The 23080-nt window shown below is 57.8% G+C and carries 17 protein-coding genes; 9 read left to right on the forward strand and 8 right to left on the reverse strand.

Translation table 11 applies throughout. The annotated features are described in order from the left end of the window. Positions 1–234 precede the first annotated feature (234 nt). Positions 235–885 (reverse strand): hypothetical protein, encoded by a 651-nt coding sequence (locus tag VEG30_05175; GenBank protein ID HXZ79301.1) that lies wholly within the window; start codon positions 883–885, stop codon positions 235–237. Between the two features lie 203 nt (positions 886–1088). Here VEG30_05175 and VEG30_05180 point away from each other — a divergent pair, with 203 nt between their 5' ends. Continuing rightward, entirely contained in the window at positions 1089–1310 is a 222-nt protein-coding gene (locus tag VEG30_05180) for a hypothetical protein (GenBank protein ID HXZ79302.1), read from the forward strand. A gap of 225 nt (positions 1311–1535) precedes the next feature. Here the strand turns inward: VEG30_05180 and VEG30_05185 are convergent, their stop codons facing one another. Continuing rightward, a complete protein-coding gene (locus VEG30_05185; protein HXZ79303.1) occupies positions 1536–2645 on the reverse strand; it encodes an HD domain-containing phosphohydrolase in 1110 nt (369 codons plus the stop codon). A 140-nt stretch (positions 2646–2785) separates the two neighbouring features. Between VEG30_05185 and VEG30_05190 the strand changes: the two genes are divergently transcribed. Both VEG30_05190 and VEG30_05195 read left to right on the forward strand, forming a co-directional pair. Next, on the forward strand, positions 2786–6313 hold the full coding sequence (locus tag VEG30_05190; GenBank protein ID HXZ79304.1) for an ATP-binding protein: 3528 nt from the start codon (positions 2786–2788) through the stop codon (positions 6311–6313). Between the two features lie 181 nt (positions 6314–6494). Beyond that, complete coding sequence (locus VEG30_05195) at positions 6495–8348, forward strand: DUF885 domain-containing protein (protein ID HXZ79305.1); 1854 nt, start codon at positions 6495–6497, stop codon at positions 8346–8348. A gap of 151 nt (positions 8349–8499) precedes the next feature. Here VEG30_05195 and glmU read toward each other — a convergent pair whose 3' ends face one another. From glmU to VEG30_05215, 4 genes are all read right to left on the reverse strand, one after another. Further along, positions 8500–9972 (reverse strand): bifunctional UDP-N-acetylglucosamine diphosphorylase/glucosamine-1-phosphate N-acetyltransferase GlmU, encoded by a 1473-nt coding sequence (glmU, locus tag VEG30_05200; protein ID HXZ79306.1) that lies wholly within the window; start codon positions 9970–9972, stop codon positions 8500–8502. Between the two features lie 90 nt (positions 9973–10062). Then, a complete protein-coding gene (gene yvcK / locus VEG30_05205) occupies positions 10063–11136 on the reverse strand; it encodes a uridine diphosphate-N-acetylglucosamine-binding protein YvcK (protein ID HXZ79307.1) in 1074 nt (357 codons plus the stop codon). A gap of 8 nt (positions 11137–11144) precedes the next feature. After that, positions 11145–11705, reverse strand: coding sequence for a hypothetical protein (locus VEG30_05210; protein HXZ79308.1), 561 nt, complete (start codon positions 11703–11705; stop codon positions 11145–11147). A gap of 289 nt (positions 11706–11994) precedes the next feature. Then, entirely contained in the window at positions 11995–12441 is a 447-nt protein-coding gene (locus tag VEG30_05215; GenBank protein ID HXZ79309.1) for a PCYCGC motif-containing (lipo)protein, read from the reverse strand. A 191-nt stretch (positions 12442–12632) separates the two neighbouring features. Here VEG30_05215 and lepB point away from each other — a divergent pair, with 191 nt between their 5' ends. The 4 genes from lepB (at position 12633) to carB (ending at position 18507) form a co-directional block, all read left to right on the forward strand. After that, positions 12633–13127, forward strand: coding sequence for a signal peptidase I (lepB, locus tag VEG30_05220; protein HXZ79310.1), 495 nt, complete (start codon positions 12633–12635; stop codon positions 13125–13127). A 163-nt stretch (positions 13128–13290) separates the two neighbouring features. Further along, a complete protein-coding gene (locus VEG30_05225; GenBank protein HXZ79311.1) occupies positions 13291–13746 on the forward strand; it encodes a DUF4440 domain-containing protein in 456 nt (151 codons plus the stop codon). Positions 13747–13844: 98 nt separating this feature from the next. Continuing rightward, positions 13845–14978 (forward strand): glutamine-hydrolyzing carbamoyl-phosphate synthase small subunit, encoded by a 1134-nt coding sequence (carA, locus tag VEG30_05230; protein HXZ79312.1) that lies wholly within the window; start codon positions 13845–13847, stop codon positions 14976–14978. 244 nt (positions 14979–15222) lie between these two features. Beyond that, positions 15223–18507 carry a carbamoyl-phosphate synthase large subunit gene (gene carB, locus VEG30_05235; GenBank protein ID HXZ79313.1) on the forward strand — a complete coding sequence of 1095 codons (3285 nt, stop codon included), beginning with the start codon at positions 15223–15225 and terminating at the stop codon, positions 18505–18507. Between the two features lie 163 nt (positions 18508–18670). Here the strand turns inward: carB and VEG30_05240 are convergent, their stop codons facing one another. Beyond that, a complete protein-coding gene (locus tag VEG30_05240; protein HXZ79314.1) occupies positions 18671–20725 on the reverse strand; it encodes a family 20 glycosylhydrolase in 2055 nt (684 codons plus the stop codon). A gap of 108 nt (positions 20726–20833) precedes the next feature. On the opposite strand from VEG30_05240, the gene VEG30_05245 reads away from it, so the two are divergent. Continuing rightward, positions 20834–21130: a YciI family protein gene (locus VEG30_05245; GenBank protein HXZ79315.1), complete on the forward strand. Its 297-nt coding sequence runs from the start codon at positions 20834–20836 to the stop codon at positions 21128–21130. A gap of 19 nt (positions 21131–21149) precedes the next feature. Here VEG30_05245 and VEG30_05250 read toward each other — a convergent pair whose 3' ends face one another. After that, on the reverse strand, positions 21150–22127 hold the full coding sequence (locus VEG30_05250) for a threonine/serine dehydratase (protein ID HXZ79316.1): 978 nt from the start codon (positions 22125–22127) through the stop codon (positions 21150–21152). 76 nt (positions 22128–22203) lie between these two features. Between VEG30_05250 and VEG30_05255 the strand changes: the two genes are divergently transcribed. Further along, a partial coding sequence (locus VEG30_05255) for a dihydrodipicolinate synthase family protein (GenBank protein HXZ79317.1) occupies positions 22204–23080 on the forward strand: 877 nt, incomplete at its 3' end.

Raw genomic sequence — 23080 nt, forward strand, 5'->3', positions numbered from 1 at the left:
TTTCAGACGATTCAGCTCCGAGAGTTCTCACACAGACTCTCACGCGTGCGCTGTGCTGTGGAAGCAAGGGGTGAGAAAACGCAAGATCCTTCGACTCCGCGCCCGCGACCCGCAACAAACGCGGGTCGGGAAAGACAGTCGGGCGCGTCGCTCAGGATGACAACCTCAAGTCAACGGGAAGGACGAAGTCCCAATGCGCGGCTCCGTGCATTGGGACTTACTGGCGCGAAGAGTCTAGCGAAAGGGCACTTCGAGCGGCCGATCGAGCCTGAGTTCCAACTGCTGACCTTTTTCGAGCTTAAGATTGCGATCAGTCAGAATACCGGTGCCAGCTCCCAGCCCGGCTCCCGCTGCGGCACCGATGGCGGCTCCCTTTCCACCACCCGCAGCCGCGCCGGCAATCGCACCGACACCTGCGCCGACGGCAGCGGCCTCGGCAACATGGACCTTGTCGCGTCCCTTGCGCTCGATCTGGCCTTCCTCATCTTCGGTCTTCATGGCGTGCTCGCCAGGGACATCGGTAACCGTAGCTGCGAGCGGCATCCAGCCATGGGGAGTGTTGATCTCGTCGAAGCTGAGCAATATGCGCCCATGGAGTCCGCGCTCGACGTCGCTGACGTGCCCCTTAATTTTTGCCCCACGCGGAATGATGGCTCCGTTTGGAGCCGTGAGATCTTCGGCAAGCTTGACGTTGAAGTGCTTGCCACGGTCGATCTTGGCGGTGTCTAAGGAATTGTCCAGGCGCACGATGAAATGGGTTCCATCGGGAATCCAGTTGGGTCCCGGGGAGGTGCTGGGTTCCCGGGTGCTGAACTGCGCGGTAACCGGCAGCGCCGCTAAAAGCAACATCGACAACGCTATGACCGCAGGCCGAGTTGGGCTCATGGCTTCAACCTCGAAGTTCTTGATTTCAGGGTCTATAAGTTGGATGTGTCCCCCAGCGCAAAGTGCTGCTTTGGGGCCGCATCATTTCGGATATATAAAACACGCGAAAGTAATGAAAGTTACCAAAGATGGGTGGCTACCCGTCCCCGGTGCTGGGTAGCATCTGGAGGTACGCAGGCCACAATCGGCCCGGGGAGATCACGATGCGCAAATGGTACGTGCCGGTTACGCTGCTGGGAATTGGCGGGCTGGGTGCGCTGTTTCTTACGGAACGCGGTCAGCGGTTCCTCAACTGGCTGGGGCAAGAAGTGCCCAGCACTCCGCAAGAGCTGCTGGGGTGGAACGAATCGGCGCAAGAGCAATTGGAACGCATTCAGGCCACCCTGGACCGCATGGCCGAATCGATGCAACTGGCGATGCGCTGAAAACCAGCAATCAGAGTCAGCAAGCAGTAGTGAGCATTCGACAAGCAGGTCCCAGCCTCCGCCGAAGGGGGCGAGGTGGCAGTCCATCCTTCAGAAGTTTTCCTTTGACAGATCATCGAAGAGTGTATTCAGCGGGATAGGAGCGGATCCCGGCTGCTGTCGAGCTCCGCTCGACTGAACGGACGAGACGTCCGTTCCTACGTGTTCCTGATTACTGACTGCTTTTCACACCGACACAAATTTGCCAGGTTTGGGCGGAGGGGTTTCTGTGAAGCGGTAGATTTTGGAATTGATTTCCTTGCGCAGGTCCATCCAGATGGTTTCCGGCATCTGCAGAAAGACTTTCACGATCTGCGGATCGAATTGCCGGCCCGACCAGCGCACGATTTCGTCGCGTGCTGCGGAAAAAGGTTGTGCCGGACGATAGGGGCGGTCCGACATGATGGCGTCCATGGTATCGGCGAGGGCGAAAATGCGCGCCCCTAAGGGGATTTCGTCTCCCTTGAGCTTTCGGGGATAGCCGGAGCCATCATAGCGCTCCTGGTGGGCGTAAACGATGTCAGCCGCTTCGGCCAGGAAGGGGATCTTGCGCAGAATCTGAAAACCATGCCAGCAGTGCTCACGCATGATCTCAATCTCTTCCGGAGTGAGCGCACCCGGTTTGCGCAGAATGGCATCAGGGATGGCCATTTTTCCAATGTCGTGGAGGAAGGCACCACGGGCGATCACGCGAATTTTCTCCGCGCTTAGTCCCATGGCACGGGCCACGGCGATGGTGAAAGCGGTTACCCGTTTGGAGTGGCCTTCGGTCTCGGCATCCTTCAGATCGAGCGCGTCTCCCAGCGCTTCCAGAGTGATGTCGTAAGAGCGCTCCAGATCGGTCATTGCCTGGCGGAGTTGGTCGGTGCGCGCCGCCACCAGGGATTCCAGATTCGTCTGGTAGGCACGGTTTTCCAGCTTGAGCCGGCGGTTTTCCATCGCCCGGCGGACGGTGGCCAGCAGTTGCTCACGCTCGAAGGGTTTCAGCAGATAGTCGTAGGCGCCATTGCGGATCGCCGCCAGAGCTACCGAGATGTCGTGCACGGCGGTGACCATCACCACCGGCATGTCGGGATATTTTTCCTTGGTGCGTTCCAGGAGGCCGATGCCGTCCAACTCGGCCATCATCAGATCGGAGAGGATGAGCTCAAATTGCTCGCCCGAGTCCAGGATGGCGAGGGCTTCCATACCCGAACCGGCCTGGCGGGTCTGGTATCCCGCCATCGTGAGCATCGAAGCAACGATTTCGCGAATTGCTTCCTCGTCATCAACGACGAGAATTCGATCCGAAGGCATTCCCCGATCCTGTGGTGAACGGGCATTGTACCTCAGTTCCCAATTTGTTAACCCTGCCCCTTGTAATTACCAAAGTTACCATTAGCATGCATGATATAGAGAGACGTTGAGTGAGTACTCCGTAGAATTTACGGGACTCAATGGCCATCGTTATCCCCTGCACTGCCGAATGGTTAGGTTGGGCCGGCGGGCGTCTGGGCTTGCAAGCATTGACCGGCGGGGCCAGCGCACTGATCCTGCTGGCGGCTGCAGTGCTTATCCTGCGCGCCTTCCGCGAGCGCTATCTTTTCTTCTGGATTCTGGGCTGGTCGACTTACCTGGCGTACCAGTTGCTGCTAGAGCAGCCCGGCGACGCCCTGCCGGCGGCAAATCTGGTGGCTGTCATCCGCGCGTCCTTTATTCTCTGTGTTGTCTTCCTCGCAGTAGCGGTGATGCTGTACATCCAGCAGCGCCGCAAACTGACGCTGGTGCTCTCCCTTGGCGCGCTGGCACTTCTGCTGACCCTGCTGAACTCATGGATATGGCCTCACTCCGCGGCTCTAACCATGGCCGTAGAGTGCATTTATCACGGCCTCACCATCGGTACCGCGTTATGCATTCTGCGCTTCAGCTGGGCGCGAAGCGAGCCCGGTCTGTGGCTGATGGCCATCATGCTGGCGCTGTTGCAGATGGACCCTTCTCCTGGGGTGCCCCACGCGTTGGCAGGGACGGAGGTGGCGGTCGAAGTTCTGCTCGGGCTGAGCATGCTGGTGGTGGTACTGGACAACTCCAACAAGCGCACCCAGCGCCTGGAGGTAGTAAACCAGATCACGACTGCCATTGCCCACGCGCAGAACTATGAGCCGGTGGTGGTGGTGGCTTTGGAAGAACTCAAGCAACTGATGCGAGCGCGGGCAGCCTGGTTTCGGCTGCTGGAGCACGATCAGTTGGTCATCAAGCATCAGACCGGGCTGTCGAATCAATTCACCGCCAACTACCGCGATACCGATATTTCGTCGGACCACGGAGCTATGCTGATCCGCGCAGGTGAGCCTTTGGTGTTGCAGCACAACTATCCTGACCCCATGGTGCGGCGGGGATTGCAGGAAGAACACCTGAATCACATCATTGTGCTGCCCGTGAAAGGCAAGAGCTCAGTGATCGGAACCTTATCGCTGGGTTGCTCCTACGCCCGTACGTACCGCCCGGAAGAAATGGAATTCCTGGCAGCCACTGCCAACCAGCTGGGCATCGCCATGGAAAATCTGCAGCTGCTCGATCAGATCAAGCGATCGCAGCGGCAGTGGGTGAACACCTTCGATTCCATTTCCGATCCAATTCTGGTTCACGATGCCGAGTTCAAGGTGATTCGCACCAACCGCGCGCTTCTGGAGCGGGTAGGCAAGCCTATCAACGAGGTGATTTACCAGCCCTGTGAAGCGGTGTTGCCGCAAAATTTCGCGGGATGGAAGAAGTGCCCTTATTGTTTCACTGCCAAGGCCGCCAGCGGCGATGCTCCCGATCCCTGCTTCGGAGGCTTCTCGAGTGTTTCTACATCGGTGTATACCGAAGAAGACGCCGCCGCCGGCACCATTCACATCATCCGCGATATCACCGAGCGGCGCGTTGCCGAACAGCGCTATCGCACCCTCTTCGAGCAGGTTCAGGAGGGTGTGTTCGTTTCGACCCCCGACGGACGCTTAATGGATTGCAACGATGCCTTTGTCCGCATGATGGGATATGACCGACGCGAAGAGGTGTTGTCGCTAAATATAGCGCCTACGTTCTATCTGCATCCCGAGGACCGAGACGCGTTTCTCCGTAAGACCGCGGAGCAAGGCTACGTTAAGAACCTCGAAGTCCCACTACGGCGTAAAGACGGTTCCAAGATGACGGTGCTGGAGAACAGTTTTGCCACGCGCGATGCCTCTGGGCGCATCGTCCGCTATCAGGGTGTGCTGCTGGATATCACTGAGAAGAAGCGGGCGGAAGAGGAGATGAGCCGCCGCAACCGGGAGCTGCACGCACTGAATACCATTGCCGTGGCGGCCAACCAGTCTTTTGATCTGGATGAGATCCTTAACATTGCTCTTCGGCAGGTGGTAGACCTATTTGCGGCGGACACGGGCTCCGTTTTTCTTCTTGATCACGAAAGCTGCACTTTGCGACGCTGTGCGGCATTTGGGCATACATCGGAACTGGGGCAGAAGCTCCCGAATATCGAGCTTTCGCAAGAGCTGCTGGACACAGTTATGCGTACCCACCTGGAGGTGGTGACCGAGCGGCAGAACCTGGAACTGTGCGCGGTGCCCCGCCAATTCATCATCGAGGAAGGGCTCCAATCGTGGCTGTGGGTGGTGATGTGGGCTGGCGACAAGATGGTAGGCGTACTAGGGGTGAGCAGCCGCGAGCCACAGCACTTTTCGCCCTTTGACGAAAAACTCATGGTCGCGATCAGCCGGCAACTGGCCAACACGACTGAGAAAGTGCGGCTGTACGACGAAACCGTGCACGCCTACGACAACCTGCGGCGCACGCAGGAACAACTGCTGCAAAGCGAAAAGATGTCTGCCGTCGGGCAATTGATTTCCGGCGTGGCACATGAACTGAACAATCCCCTGACCGCCATCCTGGGATACGCCCAGCTGCTGGAAGGGGAAGCGCTGGAGCCTCGCATCCGCGACTACATCGAGAAGATGCACAAGCAGGCGCAGCGCACCCAGCGCATCGTGCATAACTTGCTTTCGTTCGCGCGCCAGCGTAAGCCGGCGAAGATGCCGGTTGATCTCTGCCGGGTGCTGGAGGACACGCTGGCGCTGCGGGAATATGACCTCAACGTCAACAACATCGTCGTGATAAGGAACCTCGACGCGGATTTGCCGCCGGTGGTCGCGGACGCGCACCAGATGGAGCAGGTCTTTCTGAATATCATCAACAACGCCGTGGATGCGATTCTGGAAAAATGCAAGGGCGGACATCTTGAGGTGCGCGTGCATCGCGAAGGGGCACAGGTGTCGGCGGAATTTCGCGACAGCGGCCCAGGCATTCGCGAGGTCAACCGCATTTTTGACCCCTTCTACACCACTAAGAGCATAGGCAAAGGCACCGGTCTGGGGCTGAGTATCTGCTATGGCATCGTGAAGGAACATGGCGGAGACATCCGTGCGTACAACCATCCCCAGGGAGGTGCGGTGGTTGAGGTGAAGCTTCCGGTCGCTGCGGCGGAACCCAAAGCCGACGAAACACATGCGGCGGCACACGTGGTGCCACTGCGCGGCAGGGTTTTGATCATCGATGACGAGGAGGCAGTGCTGGATTTCGAGCAGGAAGTGCTCAAGGGAGCCGGAGCAGAGGTGGTCGTCTTCGACAATGGCAGGGAAGCGGTGGCTCGGCTGCGAGAAGAGAGTTTCGATGCCGTGCTGCTGGACAGCAGCATGCCAGGTGGTTGGAGCGGTCCGGACGTCTATCGCTGGATTCGTGCCAACGCTCCTCAACTCAAAGACCGGGTGATCTTTACGGTGTCGAATCTTACCGATCCGACAATCCGCAATTTCCTGGACGAAAATGGCATTCTCTACATCAGCAAGCCATTTGAAGTAACTGATCTGATTGCGCTGATTCGCCAGATCCTGCAACATCTGCGCGCCAATGAACCGGAAGAGCCTGCCAAGGCGCCGGCAGGCACATAAAGCGGACCGGAAACTGGCCAAGCCACGGCGGTCCTTCGGCTGCGCTATGTCCCAAGCAAATGGCGACGAAATGCACTGAGTCGTCCCACGCCACCTCCAGTTCCGCCGGTAACCGTCACTGAATCCGTCGCTGTTGTTTATACTCATCGGTCACTGGAGATATGGCATGAGATGCTGTCGTATGTTCACCCTGCTCGCGCTGTTGGTCATAGGCACGCTCGCGAGCGCTCAAGAAGGAAAAGTGAGTGACGCGAAAAGTAAGAAGCAAGTCCTGCGGACCGCCCAGGCGAAGGATTTCTCGGAATTGGCAGACCGCTTCATGAAGGAGTCGCTGGCGCTCTCCCCGGTAAATGCCTCGCAGGCCGGCTACCACAAACACGCGCTGCCGGGTGGCCGGGTTATCGAACTGGACGCTCTGCTGGATGACTATAGCGAGCATGGCTTCGAGGAAAAGCGCCAGTTCTATCGCCAGTGGCAGACCACCTTCCACGGCGTCGATCGAAATAAGCTGAACCCGGAAGAGGATGCTGATTGGCAGATCATAGATGACAACATCTCGCTCTCTCTCCTCGACCTACAGCGGGTTGAAAAGTACAAGCACAACCCTACGATCTACGTGGAAGATATTGGCAATGCCCTCTTCCTTCCGATGACCCAGGCGTACGCATCCAAAGAGGTCCGCCTGGGACATGTGCTGGCACGCGTCGGCGAGATTCCCACTGCGGTCAAGCAGGCGAAGACGGTTCTGGTTGATGCCGATCCCATCTTCGTCAGCACCGCGATCGAAGAGAACGATGGCAATGTCGATCTGATTGAAACAACTTTGAAAGAGGAGATTCCGGCAGCGTCGCCGCTGGCAGAAAAATATGCCGCCGTGGCGCCATCAGCAATTCAGGCATTACAGGACTTTTCCCAGTGGCTTAAAGACGATCTCGGGAAGCGGCCCCCTTCGCGAACCTGGCGTTTGGGCAAAGAGTTTTATCCCGACAAGTTTCGTTACGTTCTGGAGACCCCAGTCACACCCGAGCAAATCCTTGCCGACGCCGAGCGCGAACTGAAGGAAGTGCGCGCGGAGATGCTGCGACTGGCGATGCCGATGCACAAGCAGATGTATCCCGATCACTCCGAGCATGCGGAGTTGTCGCCGCATGACCGAGAGAACACGATCATCGGCGAAGTTCTCTATCGCATCTCGGATGATCATCCTGACCGGGACAAGCTGATGGATGCGGTTAAGGCGGATCTGGTCGAGATTACGCAATTCATCCGGGAAAAGAAGATCGTGGCGCTCAGCGATCGCGAAAACCTAAAGGTCATTCCCACACCGGTATTCATGCGGGGGATTTATTCCGTGGCGGGTTTCCACGGCTCGCCGCCCCTGGAGCCGACAGCGGAGGCGCAATACTGGGTCACGCCGATCGATCCCAAAATGCCGGCGGAAAAAGCGGAATCCAAGTTGCGCGAGTACAACAGTTATACGCTGAAGTGGCTGAGCATTCATGAGGCGCTTCCCGGGCATTACATCCAGGCGGAACACGCCAACAACCTGCAACCGGAAACCCGGCGTGTGCTGCGCGCCCAGTTCGGTAACGGCCCATACATCGAGGGGTGGGCGGAGTACATCGCGCAGGTCATGATGGACGAGGGATTTCTCAATAACGATCCGCGTTTCCGCATGGTGATGCGCAAGCTGCGGCTGCGTCTGCTCGCCAATACCATTCTCGACGTACGCATGCACACTATGAACATGACCGACCAGCAGGCTCTGGACCTGATGACCAAGGAGTGCTTCCAAACCCAGGCAGAAGCTGACGGTAAGTTGCGCCGCGCGAAGCTCGAGTCAGTGCAACTGCCGATGTATTACGTGGGGCTGCGAGAGTGGTTCAAGCTGCGCCAAGAATACCAGGCCCGCATGGGCGACAAGTTCAACATGATGGAGTATCACAATCGGGTTCTGGACGAAGGGGCATTGCCAGTGCCGGTGTTGAGGCAGATTGTGCTATCGCAGAAGACGATGGCTTCGGCGGGACGGTAATTCGGTGGTCCTGAGTCAATGGGCCCTCGCTCCGCTGTGAAGTCAATGAAGCGGTCAAGAAAGGAAGCAGATCCCTCGTCGGCTGCGCCGACTCGTGATGACAATCGAGTGCCGGGTATGGTCTTTCGAGCGCTGGCCCCGACACCACTCTTCACTTATTGCCGTTCTTCGCAGCCAACTTTGACCTGCGCTCTTTCACCCAGCCTTCCTTGTTGACCTGGCGTCCACGGCCGATGGCGAGTGCGCCTTCCGGAACGTCCGCAGTGATGCAAGAGGCAGCTCCCACGTAGGCGCCGCGGCCGAGTTTTACCGGCGCTACCAGGGTGCTGTCGCTGCCCACAAAAACCTGGTCCTCGATGACTGTCTGGTGCTTTTGCACGCCATCGTAGTTGCAGGTGATGGTCCCAGCGCCGATGTTCACGTTATCGCCGATTACGGAGTCTCCCAGATAGGTCAGATGGTTCGCCTTAGAGCCCTGGCCGATTTTGGTTTTCTTCAGCTCCACAAAGTTTCCGATGTGGGCTTCGGGACCAACCTGGTTTCCCGGCCGCAGATGCGAAAACGGACCGATGCTCGATTTGCGCTCGATGCGCGAGCGTTCGAGCACGGAATAAGGCCGGATGACGGTCTCCTCTCCGATCTCGCAACTCACGATCACGCTACCGGAATGAATGTGGCAATCGGCGCTAATACGAGTCTTGCCCAGCAGCTGCACGTAAGGCTCGATAATCGTGTCCGGTCCGACCGTGACGTCGCTGTCAATCACGCAGGTCTCAGGCTTGTAGATGGTTACGCCTGCATCCATCAACTCAGCGCACTTTTGTAAACGCAGCTGGGTATCCAGGCGGGCGAGTTCCGCACGGGTATTGATGCCCAGGGTCTCGGCAATCTCGCCTTCCTTGAACGCAAGCACTCTGGCGCCTGCTTTGTTCAAGATTTGGGCCATATCTGTGAGGTAGTACTCACGGTGGGGATTATTGGTGGAGAGCTGATCGATGTTAGCGAACAGGGGTTTGGCCGCAAAGGCGTAAATTCCAGAATTGATCTCGCGCAACTTCTGTTGCGTATCGCTTAATTGCTTTTGTTCCACAATCGCGCTGACTTCGTCGCTCGGCTTCCCATTCTTCGCCTTGCGGATGACGCGGCCATAACCGGTGGGATCCGGCGGTTCGGCGGTAAGCAAGGTCATCGCGGATTGCCGCTGAAGATGGAAATCGCGCAACCGCCCAATGATCTCGGGACGAATCAGGGGAGTATCGCCAGAAAGCACGAGCACATGGTCGTACTTTGCCAACGCATCCCGCCCCACGATGATGGCGTGGCCGGTCCCTTGCTGCTCGGGTTGTTCGATGAAGCAGACGCCGGTGTCAGCCACGGCTTGGCGAACCCGGTCTGCCTCAAACCCGATAATTGCGTAAACGTCATCCGCCGGCACTACTTGTATTGCGGCATCAATCACGTGCCGCAACAGCGATTTGCCTCCGATTTCATGGAGCACTTTAGGGTGTTTGGACTTCAATCGAGTGCCTTTGCCTGCGGCCATAATCGCGATGGCAATCTTTGGCTCACCGGGCGCTTTGACGGGGTTCTGCTTCTTCGAAGAAGGATTTTGCCTCTGTGACATTGGGGCCATATTAAAGGAGGGGCACACGAGGTCGCCAGTAGCTGGACGAGGCAGGGTGTTACTGAAGTGGAGAGTGCCGGAACCTACGAACTAGGAATGGACGGTGGCACCAACGCCTTGGTTCACCGCCAGCTGAAGCAGTTCCTGAGCCACGCGGTCGGTATCGTGACGAGCTACCCCACGATCTTCGATGAGGAAGTCTCCAAAAATCGGCCGCACACCGAGGGCTTCGATGGTTTCAGGCTGGATTACGATCTGCGATGCGCCTTCTAAGGCGTACTTCGCCTGCATATCCGCTGAGGCCGGTTTCACATTGATCAGCGCGTAGTCAAAAACTTCCAGCCCTGCATGTTCGTAGATGGCACGAATGTGATCCGCTGCGGAGAGCCCCAGGCTCTCATTGGCCTGGGTCATCAGGTTACAGACAAAAACCTTAATAGCGTCTGATTTGGCGATGGCCTCCGGAATACCCCGAACCAGGACATTGGGGATCAGGCTGGTGAAAAGCGAGCCCGGGCCGATGGTGATCAGATCGGCATGGCGGATCGCGTCCAGGGTTTGCGGCATAGGCTTCACGTCACCGGGGATCATAGTGAGTTGGCGGATGCGGCGCTTGCTGGCAGTGATGCTGGTCTCGCCGCGGACCCGGGTGCCATCATCCATCTGCGCTTCCAGTTCGCAGTTCGCAGTGGTCGCGGGGTAGATGTGGCCGCGGCTTACCAGGACTCCCGCGGATAGCCGAACCGCCTCCGCGAAGTCGCCGGTGATGGCAGTAAGCGCCGTGAGAAACAGATTGCCGAAATTGTGGCCGGCCAGTCCTGACTGCGCAGGAAAGCGGTATTTGAACAACCGCGAAAGCAGCGCCTCATCTTCGGAGAGTGCCACGATGCAGTTGCGGATGTCCCCAGGGGGGAGAATATTAAACTCTTTGCGCAGTTTGCCACTGGATCCGCCATCGTCGGTTACGGTTACTACCGCTGTCAGGTCGGCGATGGCAGGCTTAAGCGCGGATGAATGCAGTTCGCTTTCCTGAACATGGGACCCGGCAGGAATAACGAAGTGTTTGAGCCCACGAAGCAGCGTGGATAAACCGGTGCCCCCTCCAATGGAGACGACTTTCAGCGCCCCGTCGTCCTGCCTCGATTTTTGTTTTCCTCCGGTCACTGCTGGGCCTAACGCGGGGAGCCGCTCTGGTTCCAGGGCGAAGAGTCGGTGGGTTCGGGATAAAGCAATTCAGTAAAGCGTGGATCGTCTGCCATGTTGTTGAAGTCGGCGTCGCTGCGAGCCTGGAAGCGATTGGCTGGGTTTAGCCGGATGGCTTCGCCGAGCCGCTTCAGGGAATCCTCCACGTGACCTGTCAGGCACTCCAGGACGGCCAGTCCGTACCAGACGTAGTCGGCGGTGGGGTGTTTCTTCACCAGTTCTTCAAGGTGCTCCCGCGCGGTCACGTAATCTCCTATATTCATCAAGGAGATGGAGTAATCGTAGTGCTCTTCCAGAGTCTTGAAATTGATGCTGGACTTGGCCATGTGCTGGTCACAGGCATTCAGATGCACACGTGCGCGATCCGCTAGCTCCTTGCTGGTTCCGGACACAACTTTCTGAAATAACCCTTTTGCTTTCTCGAACTTACGCTCCTGCATGGCGCGGAGACCAGCTTCGTAGTTTTGCACGATCTGTGCCAATTGCGGGTCTTCACTCAAAGAGCGTTCTCGCTGGCCGGGGCGTTTCATCCCTATTACTTTTGCTGAATCAGGCTTAACCATATTATTTTTCTGCTGTTTAAATGATGAAGGTTTAACTTTTTCCGGTGGTTTCTTCTTCATCAGGTTGCCGCCTCGGAGATGCCGAAGAGCGCTCGTGATCCAGATCTGTGGAAAAAGCCGGGGTCGCAAGCACGTTACAACCAATCTCCAATACGCGTCAACCTATCGCGGGGATTTGTTCACCAGAAGCATAAGTTCGACCAATCTCCACCGGGCAACACCAATTTTCTGAATCTGCCTCGCGATTAGACGCAATTCAATTGATCTGATCCGCAGTCTCGAGATCGACCTTTTCCCACTCTCCCGCGATGATTCCCGTGCGGATCTGTGCTGCAGTCTTGCCCCGCTTGTGCATCAGGTAGGAGTAGTAGAGTTCTTTGAGACAGGCGCCGCAGTGCGCCGCATGCGTGTTCTCGTAACAGGTGTGCAGGCTGCTGTGACCGATTCGCTCGCAGTAGCAGTAGCACGGTTGTTGATAGAGAATTGCGGGAATGCGGGCTGCCAGCTCATAAGCGTGGACCTGATAGGCGTGCTGAAATGATGGTCCCCAGAGCTGTTCCTTGGGGAGAATTGGTGGCAGTTGCTCCCCCTTCTTTGGAGGCGCGGTGTGGTGAGCCGGCACTTGCGAACTATTACTCTCGGCAAGCATCCCCATGGCCAGGATCATCAGAAGCAGCAGCAGAACGGTGGCCGGTCTTTTCATGCTCAAGCCTCCCCAATATATTAACCCGAGTTTCCCGTCGGGAGCGTTGACCAGTAGCCTGCCTGCAAGTCGCTAGCACAGTTGTGGAGTTAAGCGTCAAACGATTTGAATTTCGTATTAGAATTGCTGCCGTGGGAGATGCGGGCACATCAGAAGCGACACCTCCGCAGCGGCGTAAGCCACTCCTGGAGATGTGGGTGCGCGACGTTCTCATTTCGCTTCTCATCTCCACCTTCATCATCGTGTTTCTTTACCAACCGGTGAAGGTTGAGGGCACCAGCATGATGCCCGGCCTCGATGACCAGGAACGCATCTTCATAAACAAATTTGTTTACCGCTTTGGCTCGATCGAACGCGGAGACATCGTGGTTTTCCAATATCCGCGGGATCTCTCGAAGCGCTATATCAAGCGCGTAATCGGCCTGGCGGGGGACCGGGTGAGGATTGATGACGGCAAGGTATACGTGAACGGCCAGTCACTGGACGAGCCTTACGTTCCCGCCGAATATGCCGATCTCCGTTCCATGCCGGAGATCACCGTTCCCGCCAATTCCTATTTCCTGCTGGGTGATCATCGCACCAGTTCGAACGACAGCCGCGATTTCGGTCCGGTTCCCGGACAATTCATCTATGGCAAGGCGGTGTTCGTATACTGGCCGATGGACAAGCTGGGCATACTTCGTTAGAACCGCGGCGGGTTAGCTGAACGTGGATGTTCTTCCGGACCGGATACCTCCAATCATCCTGAGGACAAGAACGTTCGCAAGGCGAACGATCTTCGCAGTTGAAAGAGCTACTTTTGCGCTATTCACGGGACTCGGATTCCTGGCCCTCTACTCGGAGGCTTGCATGTACAAAATTTGCATTCTGCCTGTCAGTTTCTTGCTTCTCGCAACCGCCTTTGCCCAGCGCCCGGAGCAGGCTCTGCTGAACGCGGATCGCAATTTTGCCAAGGCGACGGCGGAAAAGCGGCTTGAGGGCTGGATGTCGTTCTTTGGCGAGGATGCAGTCGTGCTCCGCAAGCAGCCGATCGTCGGCATCCGGGGAATAAGGGACTTTTATCAGCAGGTGTTCGGTGATCCTGATTTCAAGCTGGAATGGGAGCCGGCTCGCGGAGAGATTTTTCCCTCCGGCGACCTCGGTTACACGGCAGGAAAGTTTCTCGCCACGTACAAAACGGAGAAGGGGGAAATCGGAAGGCAGCGAGGAACGTATATTACGATCTGGAAAAAGCAAGCCGACGGCAGTTGGAAGGTTGCGGCCGATGGAGGAACGCCCGACGAGCAGCCGACACCGACGAAGTAATGGGCGAGGATCGCCCCATCCGCAAGTTCCGAGTTTCGAGCATGGACCCGCTGACAACGTCCTGATAAAATTTGAAAAATTCATTCGTGGGAGAGTCAATGCAAGCAGTCCTTGCGCTGGAAGATGGACGAATCTTCCGCGGCAAAGGTTATGGCGCCAACGGCGAGTGCTACGGCGAAGTCGTTTTCAATACTTCCATCACCGGCTATCAGGAAATCTTTACTGATCCCTCCTATGCCGGGCAAATAGTTGTTCTGACCAATCCCGAAATCGGCAACTACGGAACCAATCCCGACGACAACGAAGCCACCCGTCCCTACATCGAAGGGTTGGTGGTGCGCGAGTTTTCTCGCATCAGCTCAAACTGGCGCTCGCAGCAGGTGACTGACGAATACCTGGAACGCTACAAGATTCCGGTCATCGGCGACATTGATACGCGGGCGCTGGTGCGGCACCTGCGGGACAACGGGGTGATGCGCGGGGTTATCTCTTCGATCGAGAGCGATCCCGAAAAACTGATCGCCAAAGCGCGCTCGATTCCCAAGATGGATGGTACCGACCTGGCGAAAGTCGTCTCTACCAAGCAACGCTACATATGGGAGACGGGGGAGCGCTCGCACGAACCAACAGAAATTGTTGGCGTAAAGGACCTCGAACCTCAGTTTCACGTTGTGGCCTACGACTACGGCATCAAGCACAACATTCTGCGTAAACTCGCCTCCGAAGGATGCCGAGTCACAGTCGTGCCTGCGGAAACCATGGCCGAAGATGTGCTCACCTTGAAGCCCGATGGCATCTTCCTCTCCAATGGCCCCGGCGATCCTGAGCCTTGCAACTATGCCGTCGAGAACATTCGCGTGCTGATGGGTCGGGTTCCGGTTTTTGGGATCTGCCTGGGCCATCAGCTTACCGGACTTGCGCTGGGGGGCAAGACTTACAAACTCAAGTTTGGACATCACGGGGGAAACCATCCGGTGAAGCAGTTGGCGACCGGCAAAGTCGAGATCACGGCGCATAATCACAACTTCGCCGTCGATCCCGACTCGCTTCCCGCCAGCGAGGTCGAATTAACGCACATCGATCTGAACGACAGCACGCTGGAGGGACTGCGGCACCGCAACCTGCCGTTGTTTAGCGTGCAATATCATCCCGAGGCTTCGCCCGGCCCACACGATTCCCACTATCTGTTCAAGGATTTTGTGAAGATGATGGAGGATTGGAAGGGGAGATGAAGCGTGGTCGGAAGCAGCCAGGCGGAGATCGGCGTTGCATAGTGTTGAGCAGGGCCCACGAGGACTGTCATCCCGAGCGGAAAGGATCGTTCGCGCTGCGAACGATCCTCGAAGTCGAGGGACCTGCCTTTGAACATGTCGCATCAGCCAGGACAGCAGATCCCTCCACGCGCGATGAGATCGCCCGCAATCTCATTGCTTGGTCGGGATGACAAAACGGGGAGTTGGGAATTCAAACTGATCCATGCCCAAACGCACTGACGTTTCCAAGATTCTGATCATCGGCTCTGGCCCGATCGTCATCGGCCAGTCGGCGGAGTTTGATTACTCCGGGGCGCAGGCTTGCAAGGCGCTGCGCGCGGAAGGATTCGAAGTGGTACTGGTGAACTCGAATCCGGCCACCATCATGACCGATCCCGAGTTTGCCCATCGCACTTACATCGAGCCGCTCACGCGGCAATATCTGGAAGAGGTAATCCGGCGAGAATCGGAGTTCTCCGGCGGCAAGAATTTCGCCCTGCTGCCCACGGTTGGCGGTCAGACTGCGCTGAACCTGGCGGTCGAACTGGCCGATGGCGGGGTGCTTGAGCGTTATGGTGTACAACTTATCGGCGCGCAACTCGAAGCCATCAAGAAAGCCGAAGACCGGCTGATGTTTAAAGACGCCATGACCCGCATCGGCCTGGACGTCCCCAAATCTGCGCTGATCAACAATCTCAAAGACGGGCTCGATTTCAGCGGCAAGATCGGTTTCCCGGTCATTCTCCGTCCGTCGTTCACTCTGGGCGGCACCGGGGGTGGCATCGCATACAACCGCGAAGAGTTGCTGGATCTTCTGGCGCGCGGGCTCGATCTCTCGCCAGTGCACGAGGTGTTGCTGGAAGAATCGGTACTGGGATGGAAGGAGTACGAACTGGAAGTCGTGCGCGACTTCCACGACAACGTCATCATCGTGTGCTCGATCGAGAACTTCGATCCCATGGGAGTGCATACCGGTGATTCCATCACGGTGGCGCCCGCACAAACGTTGACCGACCGTGAATACCAGGCGATGCGCGATGCGGCTATCAAAGTGATCCGCGAGATCGGGGTGGAAACGGGCGGATCAAATATTCAATTCGCCGTTCATCCCACCAATGGGCGCATGGTGGTGATCGAGATGAACCCGCGCGTTTCGCGCTCCTCGGCACTGGCGTCGAAAGCTACCGGCTTTCCGATCGCGAAAATCGCGGCCCGGCTGGCCGTCGGATACACGCTGGACGAGCTGCGCAACGAGATTACGCGTAAAACGCCGGCCTGCTTCGAGCCGACGCTCGATTACGTGGTCGTCAAGATTCCTAAGTGGCAGTTCGAAAAGTTTCCCGGCGCCGACGAGAGCCTGGGTCCCCAGATGAAATCGGTTGGGGAAGCGATGGCCATCGGCCGCACGTTCAAGGAAGCGCTGCTTAAGGGCGTGCGTTCGCTTGAGACGGGCAAATCACTCGCCGCGGAACGCATTGAACCAAAGATCCTTGTTCAGCGGCTGGTGACGCCGCATCCTGAGCGCCTGGCCTATCTGCGCTACGCCTTGCGCCAGGGCATGACGGTGAAAGAGCTGGCCAAAATGACCTCTATCGACCCGTGGTTCATTTTCCAGCTCAAGGAAGTCGACGACACCTGGCAGGAAATCGCCAAACATCCCATGGAATCTGCGCCACCGGAGGTCGTGCGCGACGCCAAGCGTGCGGGCATTTCAGATCGCAGGCTGGCCGAGATCTGGCGGCTGCGCGACGGTCATGGAGCCGCGGAGCGTGTACGACACTTTCGCCACAAACACGGGCTTCGCCCCGTGTACAAGCACGTGGACACCTGCGCTGCCGAATTTGAAAGCTATACCCCGTACCTGTATTCAACCTACGAAGACGAAGACGAAGCCAAACCCACGGATCGCAAGAAGGTCATCATCCTGGGAAGTGGTCCCAACCGCATAGGGCAGGGAATTGAATTCGATTACTGCTGTTGCCACGCGGCTTTCGCGCTGCGTGAGGATGGCTATGAGACCGTCATGGTCAACTGCAATCCGGAAACGGTCTCTACGGATTACGACACCAGCGACCGGCTGTATTTCGAGCCGCTCACGCTGGAGGATGTGCTTGCGGTTTATGAGCACGAAGCACAATCCGGAGCGCCCATCGGCATGATCGTGCAGTTCGGCGGACAAACTCCGCTGAATCTGGCGTTGCCCCTGAAGGCGGCGGGTGTGCCTATCATTGGAACTTCGCCAGAGTCCATCGATTTGGCCGAGGACCGCAAGCGCTTTGGCAAGCTGCTCGATGAGCTGCAGATCCCACAGCCGCCTGGCGCGACTGCCGCATCGGTCGAGGAAGCGGTAGCGGCTGCGAACCAGGTTGGCTATCCCGTGCTGCTCCGTCCTTCTTACGTGCTTGGCGGCCGCGCCATGCAAATCGTCTACGACGACGAATCCGTCGTGCACTACATGAAGGAGGCGGTGGAGTATTCCCAGGAGCGGCCCGTCCTCATCGATCACTTTCTCGAAGACGCGGTGGAAGTCGATGTGGATGCCATCTCAGATGGCGAAGACGTAGTTATCGGCGGCATCATGCAGCACATCGAGGAGGCCGGCATTCATTCCGGCGATTCCTCCTGCGTTCTGCCTTCGGTGGATATCGCCGGCCACTTGCTGGACACCATGCGCCAGTACACTTTCAAGCTGGCGCGCTCGCTCAAGGTAATCGGGGTGATGAACATCCAGTTCGCCATCCGCCGCGACCAGATCTATGTGCTGGAAGTGAATCCGCGCGCTTCGCGGACCGTTCCCTACGTCTCCAAGGCCACTGGGATTCAGCTGGCCAAGATCGCCGCCCGTCTTATGACCGGCCGCAAACTGCGTGAGTTCCTGCCTGAGAACATCGAGCGCATGAGCGATCTCGATACCGGGAGTTGCTACTACGTGAAGTCGCCAGTTTTTCCCTGGGCGAAGTTTCCCGGCGTCGATACGGTGCTGGGACCGGAGATGAAGTCTACGGGAGAAGTGATGGGGGTGGCCGAGAGCTTTGGCGAAGCCTTTGCCAAGGCGCAGATCGCCTCTGGCGCGCGGCTGCCTACCTCTGGCCGCGTGTTCATCAGTGTGACCGATCGCGATAAGCCAAACGTGGCGGAAGTGGCGAAGCGTTTCGTTGAACTAGGGTTCAAGCTTATTGCCACTACTGGCACCGCCGCCGTTCTGGAAGCCGCCGGGCTGAAGGTGGAGCGCGTCTACAAGGTCAAGGAAGGGCGGCCCAATGTGGTGGACCTGATCAAGGGCGACCGCATCCAGCTTATTGTCAACACTCCCCACGGACCGGAGCCCTGGTTTGACGAAAAGGCCATCCGCCGGGCGGCGGTGAATGCCCATGTGCAGACGATCACCACCCTGAGCGCGGCACGGGCGGCGGCGGAGGGAATCGCCGCCCTACAGCGGGGCGAGATCACCGTGTACGCGCTGCAGCAGTTGCATGCGGAGCGCGGAACAGCGGCCGCGGCGCTCTAGGCATCATGGGCGCAGGTTCCTTAAGCCGTTGGGAACGGGAAACAGACTCCTTCGACTCCACTGCGGGCGATGCCATGAACAAGCAGGTCCTTCGACTCGGACGGGTTTCTTATGCCCGTCCTCGCTCAGGATGACATCAGGGTTTGGCTAAGATTTCTTAAAATCACCGTCCTGCAGAAGAAGCTGCAGCGTGCGCGCTGGCTTCCACCAGTTTTTGCACGGATGGCGCCACCATCAATAGCAGTGCCGCCTTTGGCTTTTTGGCCTGTTCGATAAGGGCGAGTTGCTGCCTGCTCCAGGCATCCGGCAGGCGAGTTCCAGACTGCAGTGAATCGAGCGCTTGCAGGCCCGCGCTCCCCAGCATTGAGAGATCCTCAGAAAGCGGCCCCACTTCCTTCAGCAGCGCGGAATTCTCGATTTGCGGCATCAGGCGGGCATGATTGTCGCGCCAGAGGGTGAGCATCGCGCGCACTTTCATTCTTGTGGTCTCGTCCGCGCGCCCCGAGAGAATCGCGTCTACCATTGACGCGAACCGACGTCCCGTTTCACTCTCCGGCCGGGCGGCGTCCACCAGATGGTTCAGCGGGGTAAAGCTGGTGTATTCCGCCATCTGACTGCGCGCGTACTCCTTCACCGGCTCCACTACGTCCGCCAGAACCCGCAAAGCTCTGGTGTCTTCATTCCCAACTAAGCGGCTCAGCATGGGATCGTAGTTCGAGCGATGCTTAAGCCCGAGCCAGTCGAGCCGTTCGCTGATCGCGTCCATCCGCTGGTACATGGAGTCAACATCGCGCACAGACTGAGCTGACCAGAGCCGCTCCGCAATCACCGCCAGGCGGGGCCAGATGCGCGAGTCGATAGTCTCAGGTGAGACATACTCCGACCACATGCAGGCCTCACCACCCAGAATGCGGGCCTTTTCTTCCGGATTCAGGTCGGCTGCACCATTCGCCAGCGGCTCGACCGAATAGTGATACGACGCGGACTGCATCAGGTCTAGGTAATAGCCGTGCGAAAGAATTCCGCGATAGCCCTGGCGCGCGGCGGCAGCCAGTGAGCTCTGGCCGCGCCAGGATTGCACCACGATGTCCTTGGGTAAATTGGGGTGCAGGATTTCGTCCCAGCCCACCATGATCTTGCCGTGCTTTTTGACGATCTCGAGAATCCGTTGGTTAAAGTAAGCCTGCAGATCATCATTGTTCTTCATGCCATGCGACCGCAGGAAGTGCTGGATCTGAGGATTCGCACTCCACTGTTTCCCATTGACCTCGTCGCCGCCGACGTGGAAGTAGGCGTCAGGAAAGAGGGAGGCCATTTCGCCGATCAGTTTGTCGAGGAAATGATAGGTGTCGTCGCGGGTAGGATCGATCGTGGGATCGAAGATGCCCCACTTGCGCTCGATCTGATATGGCCCCGGGGCACTGGCCAGCTCGGGGTAGCCGACGAACCAGGCGGTAGTGTGACCCGGCATGTCGAATTCCGGGATCACGCGGATGCCGCGCTCCGCGGCGTACTCGATCACTTCGCGGATTTCCTTTTGTGAGTAGTACTGCCCGTCGGAGCCGGTTTCCTGCAGCTTGGGAAATTTCTTGCTCTCCACGCGGAAGCCCTGATCATCGGAGAGGTGCCAATGCAGCACGTTCAGCTTGACCGCTGCCATGCCATCCAGGTTGCGCTTCAGAACCTCCACAGGCATGAAGTGCCGGGAGACGTCGATCAGCAAGCCGCGCCAGGGAAATCGGGGCTGATCGTGGACGGTAACCGCTGGAAGTGCGAATCCTTGCGGGCCGATATCAACCATCTGCCGAAATGTCTCCAGCCCGCGCAATACGCCGAGTGTGGTAGGCGCAGTCAGCATCGCTGCTGCAGGAGTGACCACAAGTGAATAGGATTCGTCCTCACCCAATTGCGGGATCTCGTGGCTCGCCTGCTCGGCATGGATGGTTAGAGCAGCCTGCGAAGCACTGCCAATTCCGGCGGGAAATCGCATTCCGGTCTGACGTGACAGGTTCTCGAGGAAGTGCTCGACCGCATGCTGGAGTCTCGCATCGTTAGCGCCGCTGATGGCAACACTGAACGACTGGTTAATGATGAATTGCCCGCTGCCGAGGGTCACATTAGCGGGCATGGGCATCAAGGGCGGCATAGTTTCTTGACCGGGAGCAGCGAGCGCAGTGAACATGAACCAGAGAGCTGACAACATATAAGCGATTCGCATGCGCGTTCCAATGATTGAAGGCAGAATGATCGATCGGAATCCGGAGCATAATGAAGATGCGGGGTGGTGAGCAAATTTTCGTGAGATCCAGAAGCGGAGGCGTTCCCCTTGGCTAAGTTCGTAATTTTCTTTAAGCCTGGCCCGGCCTGGATTCGGGGGAAATCGATCTTCGAACAGCCGCTAGACGAGCACGTCCGTTATCTGACGAAGGTGTACAAGAGCGGAAAGCTGGTCATGGCAGGACCATTTCATGACAGCTCGGGCGGAATGACGATTCTTGAGGTCGTGGATGAAGCCGAGGCGCGTCAGATCGCTCTCGAAGATCCGGTTGTACAGAGCGGAATTCTTACTGCGGAATGGAAGTCGTGGAGACCGTTGCCATGGGAAGAGTATGCGCGACGATGAAGGTCCTTCGCAACGACGGTCAGTCTGTCTGCAGGGCGCGCCGCAATATTTCGCGCGAGATATTCGCGCCGCTTACGATCAGAACAATGTTGTCGCCGCAACGATCAGCCAGCTTCGGAAGTGCCGCCGCCGGGACTGCGCCTGCCGGTTCGGCGACCACGTGCTCGTCAATCAGCAGGGCTGCGATTGCGTCGAGCATCTCTTGCTCGCTCACCAGCACCATGTCATCAACGATCGCCTGCAGCATTTTCACATTCGCCGGGTCGGGCATGCGCGTGGCCAATCCGTCCGCGATGGTGTCGCAGGTCTCGGTAGGCACAGGCCGGCCTTGCTTCCAGGATAGGTAATAGGAAGGAGCCAGCCCGGCTTGCACTCCAAAGATCCTTGTGCCGGGAGAGATCTGCTTGACCGCAGTCCCGATTCCACGAATCAGGGCCGTGTCGCCCACGGGCACGATGATCGAACTGACCTCAGGCAAATGCTCCAGAATTTCGCAGGCAATGGTCGCCGGTCCGGCCGGCAGGTCAGGATCGGTGGCGTCATTCAGAAAATAAGCCCCGTTTCTGCTGGCGTACTCGCCGGCCAACCTGAATCCGTCGACGATATCGCCCTTCTGCACCAGAGTCGCGCCGAGACCTGCGATGCGCGCACGCTTAATCGGATTATTCACCTCCGGCAGGAAGATTCTGGCCTTCACTCCGAGTAACTTCGCGGCATAGGCCACAGCCGCGCCGTGATTCCCGGTGCTATGGGCGACCACCTCCTCAATCTTTCGCTTCTTCAGGTTCAAAGCCAAGGTGTAAATTGCTCCCCGCACTTTGAAGGAAGCAGTGGGCAATTCCGTCTCCAGCTTTAAGTAGACTTTCTTTCGGGTGCCTCGGCTTAAGGAAGCGGCATTCACCAATCGAGTCGGTTGCAGGTACTGGGAAAGGAGTTTTTGTGCTTCCTCAACCTCTTGAAGCTGAGGCCTTATCGTTTCATGGTCTTTGATATTCATCGCCGAATCCCGTCCAGCCCCTACATGCTCTCTAGTTTGACTTGAAAGTTGCCGGGCGAAGCCGGAAACTAATTACATGCTCCTTCACGGCATTTTCCCGCCGATTACCACGCCCTTCTATCCCGACGGAAGCATTTATTACAAAAAGCTGGAGCACAATCTCGAGCGCTACTCCAAGACCCCGATCGCCGGCATTGTAGTCCAGGGTTCGACTGGCGAAGCCATCATGCTCTCCGACCAGGAGAAGCGCGATGTTCTCAAGGCCTCGCGTGAGGCGACAGCGGCGCACAAGGTGCTGATCGCCGGGACCGGGGTCGAGTCGGCGATTGAGACTCTGCGGCTCACCGAGTACGCGGCCGAGATCGGATACGACGCCGTCATGGTGCGCACGCCGCATTATTACAAGATGGCCATGCACCCGGAGAACATGCTGGCCTTCTACCGCACGGTGGCCGACCGCTCGCCGTTGCCGATCATCATCTATAACTTTCCGCAGGCGACCGGCTACGACATCCCGGCAGAAGTTGTAATTGCACTCGCCGATCACGGAAACATCATCGCTATTAAGGAATCTTCGGGGAATCTGGAGAAGGTGAAGACAATTATCGCCGGCACGCGCCAGGTAAAACGCAGCGTGTTGACGACCGAAACCTTCGAGGCTTTCACTGGCCGCATGATGGTGGAAGCCACCAGCCCGGTCGCCGCCGGGGATATGGTTTCTGTCGGCGCGCTTGCAGGCACCGCCCGTCCGAAGCCATCTTCTTCGGAAGTGCAGGTAATCGGCGCCATGAAGGCTCGCAAGAAGGAGGTCGGATTCCAGGTGATGGTTGGCGCGGCTCATCAATTAAACAGCTCACTCGAACTGGGCGCGGTAGGTGCGATTCTCGCGTTTGCCTGCGCTGCCCCGACTGCCTGTTTCGAGATCTACCAGGCGTGGAAAGAGAAGGCGCACG

Source organism: Terriglobales bacterium (genome assembly GCA_035624455.1).
Classification (GTDB): domain Bacteria; phylum Acidobacteriota; class Terriglobia; order Terriglobales; family Acidobacteriaceae; genus DASPRM01.

Coding starts and splice junctions, on each gene's coding strand:
- VEG30_05240 (HXZ79314.1), bottom strand. CDS start 20,725: ATGCGAATCGCTTATATGTTGTCAGCTCTCTGGTTCATGTTCACTGCG.
- VEG30_05195 (HXZ79305.1), top strand. CDS start 6,495: ATGTTCACCCTGCTCGCGCTGTTGGTCATAGGCACGCTCGCGAGCGCT.
- carB (HXZ79313.1), top strand. CDS start 15,223: ATGCCCAAACGCACTGACGTTTCCAAGATTCTGATCATCGGCTCTGGC.
- VEG30_05185 (HXZ79303.1), bottom strand. CDS start 2,645: ATGCCTTCGGATCGAATTCTCGTCGTTGATGACGAGGAAGCAATTCGC.
- carA (HXZ79312.1), top strand. CDS start 13,845: ATGCAAGCAGTCCTTGCGCTGGAAGATGGACGAATCTTCCGCGGCAAA.
- lepB (HXZ79310.1), top strand. CDS start 12,633: ATGTGGGTGCGCGACGTTCTCATTTCGCTTCTCATCTCCACCTTCATC.
- VEG30_05210 (HXZ79308.1), bottom strand. CDS start 11,705: ATGAAACGCCCCGGCCAGCGAGAACGCTCTTTGAGTGAAGACCCGCAA.
- VEG30_05215 (HXZ79309.1), bottom strand. CDS start 12,441: ATGAAAAGACCGGCCACCGTTCTGCTGCTGCTTCTGATGATCCTGGCC.
- VEG30_05225 (HXZ79311.1), top strand. CDS start 13,291: ATGTACAAAATTTGCATTCTGCCTGTCAGTTTCTTGCTTCTCGCAACC.
- VEG30_05175 (HXZ79301.1), bottom strand. CDS start 885: ATGAGCCCAACTCGGCCTGCGGTCATAGCGTTGTCGATGTTGCTTTTA.
- VEG30_05180 (HXZ79302.1), top strand. CDS start 1,089: ATGCGCAAATGGTACGTGCCGGTTACGCTGCTGGGAATTGGCGGGCTG.
- VEG30_05250 (HXZ79316.1), bottom strand. CDS start 22,127: ATGAATATCAAAGACCATGAAACGATAAGGCCTCAGCTTCAAGAGGTT.
- glmU (HXZ79306.1), bottom strand. CDS start 9,972: ATGTCACAGAGGCAAAATCCTTCTTCGAAGAAGCAGAACCCCGTCAAA.
- VEG30_05190 (HXZ79304.1), top strand. CDS start 2,786: ATGGCCATCGTTATCCCCTGCACTGCCGAATGGTTAGGTTGGGCCGGC.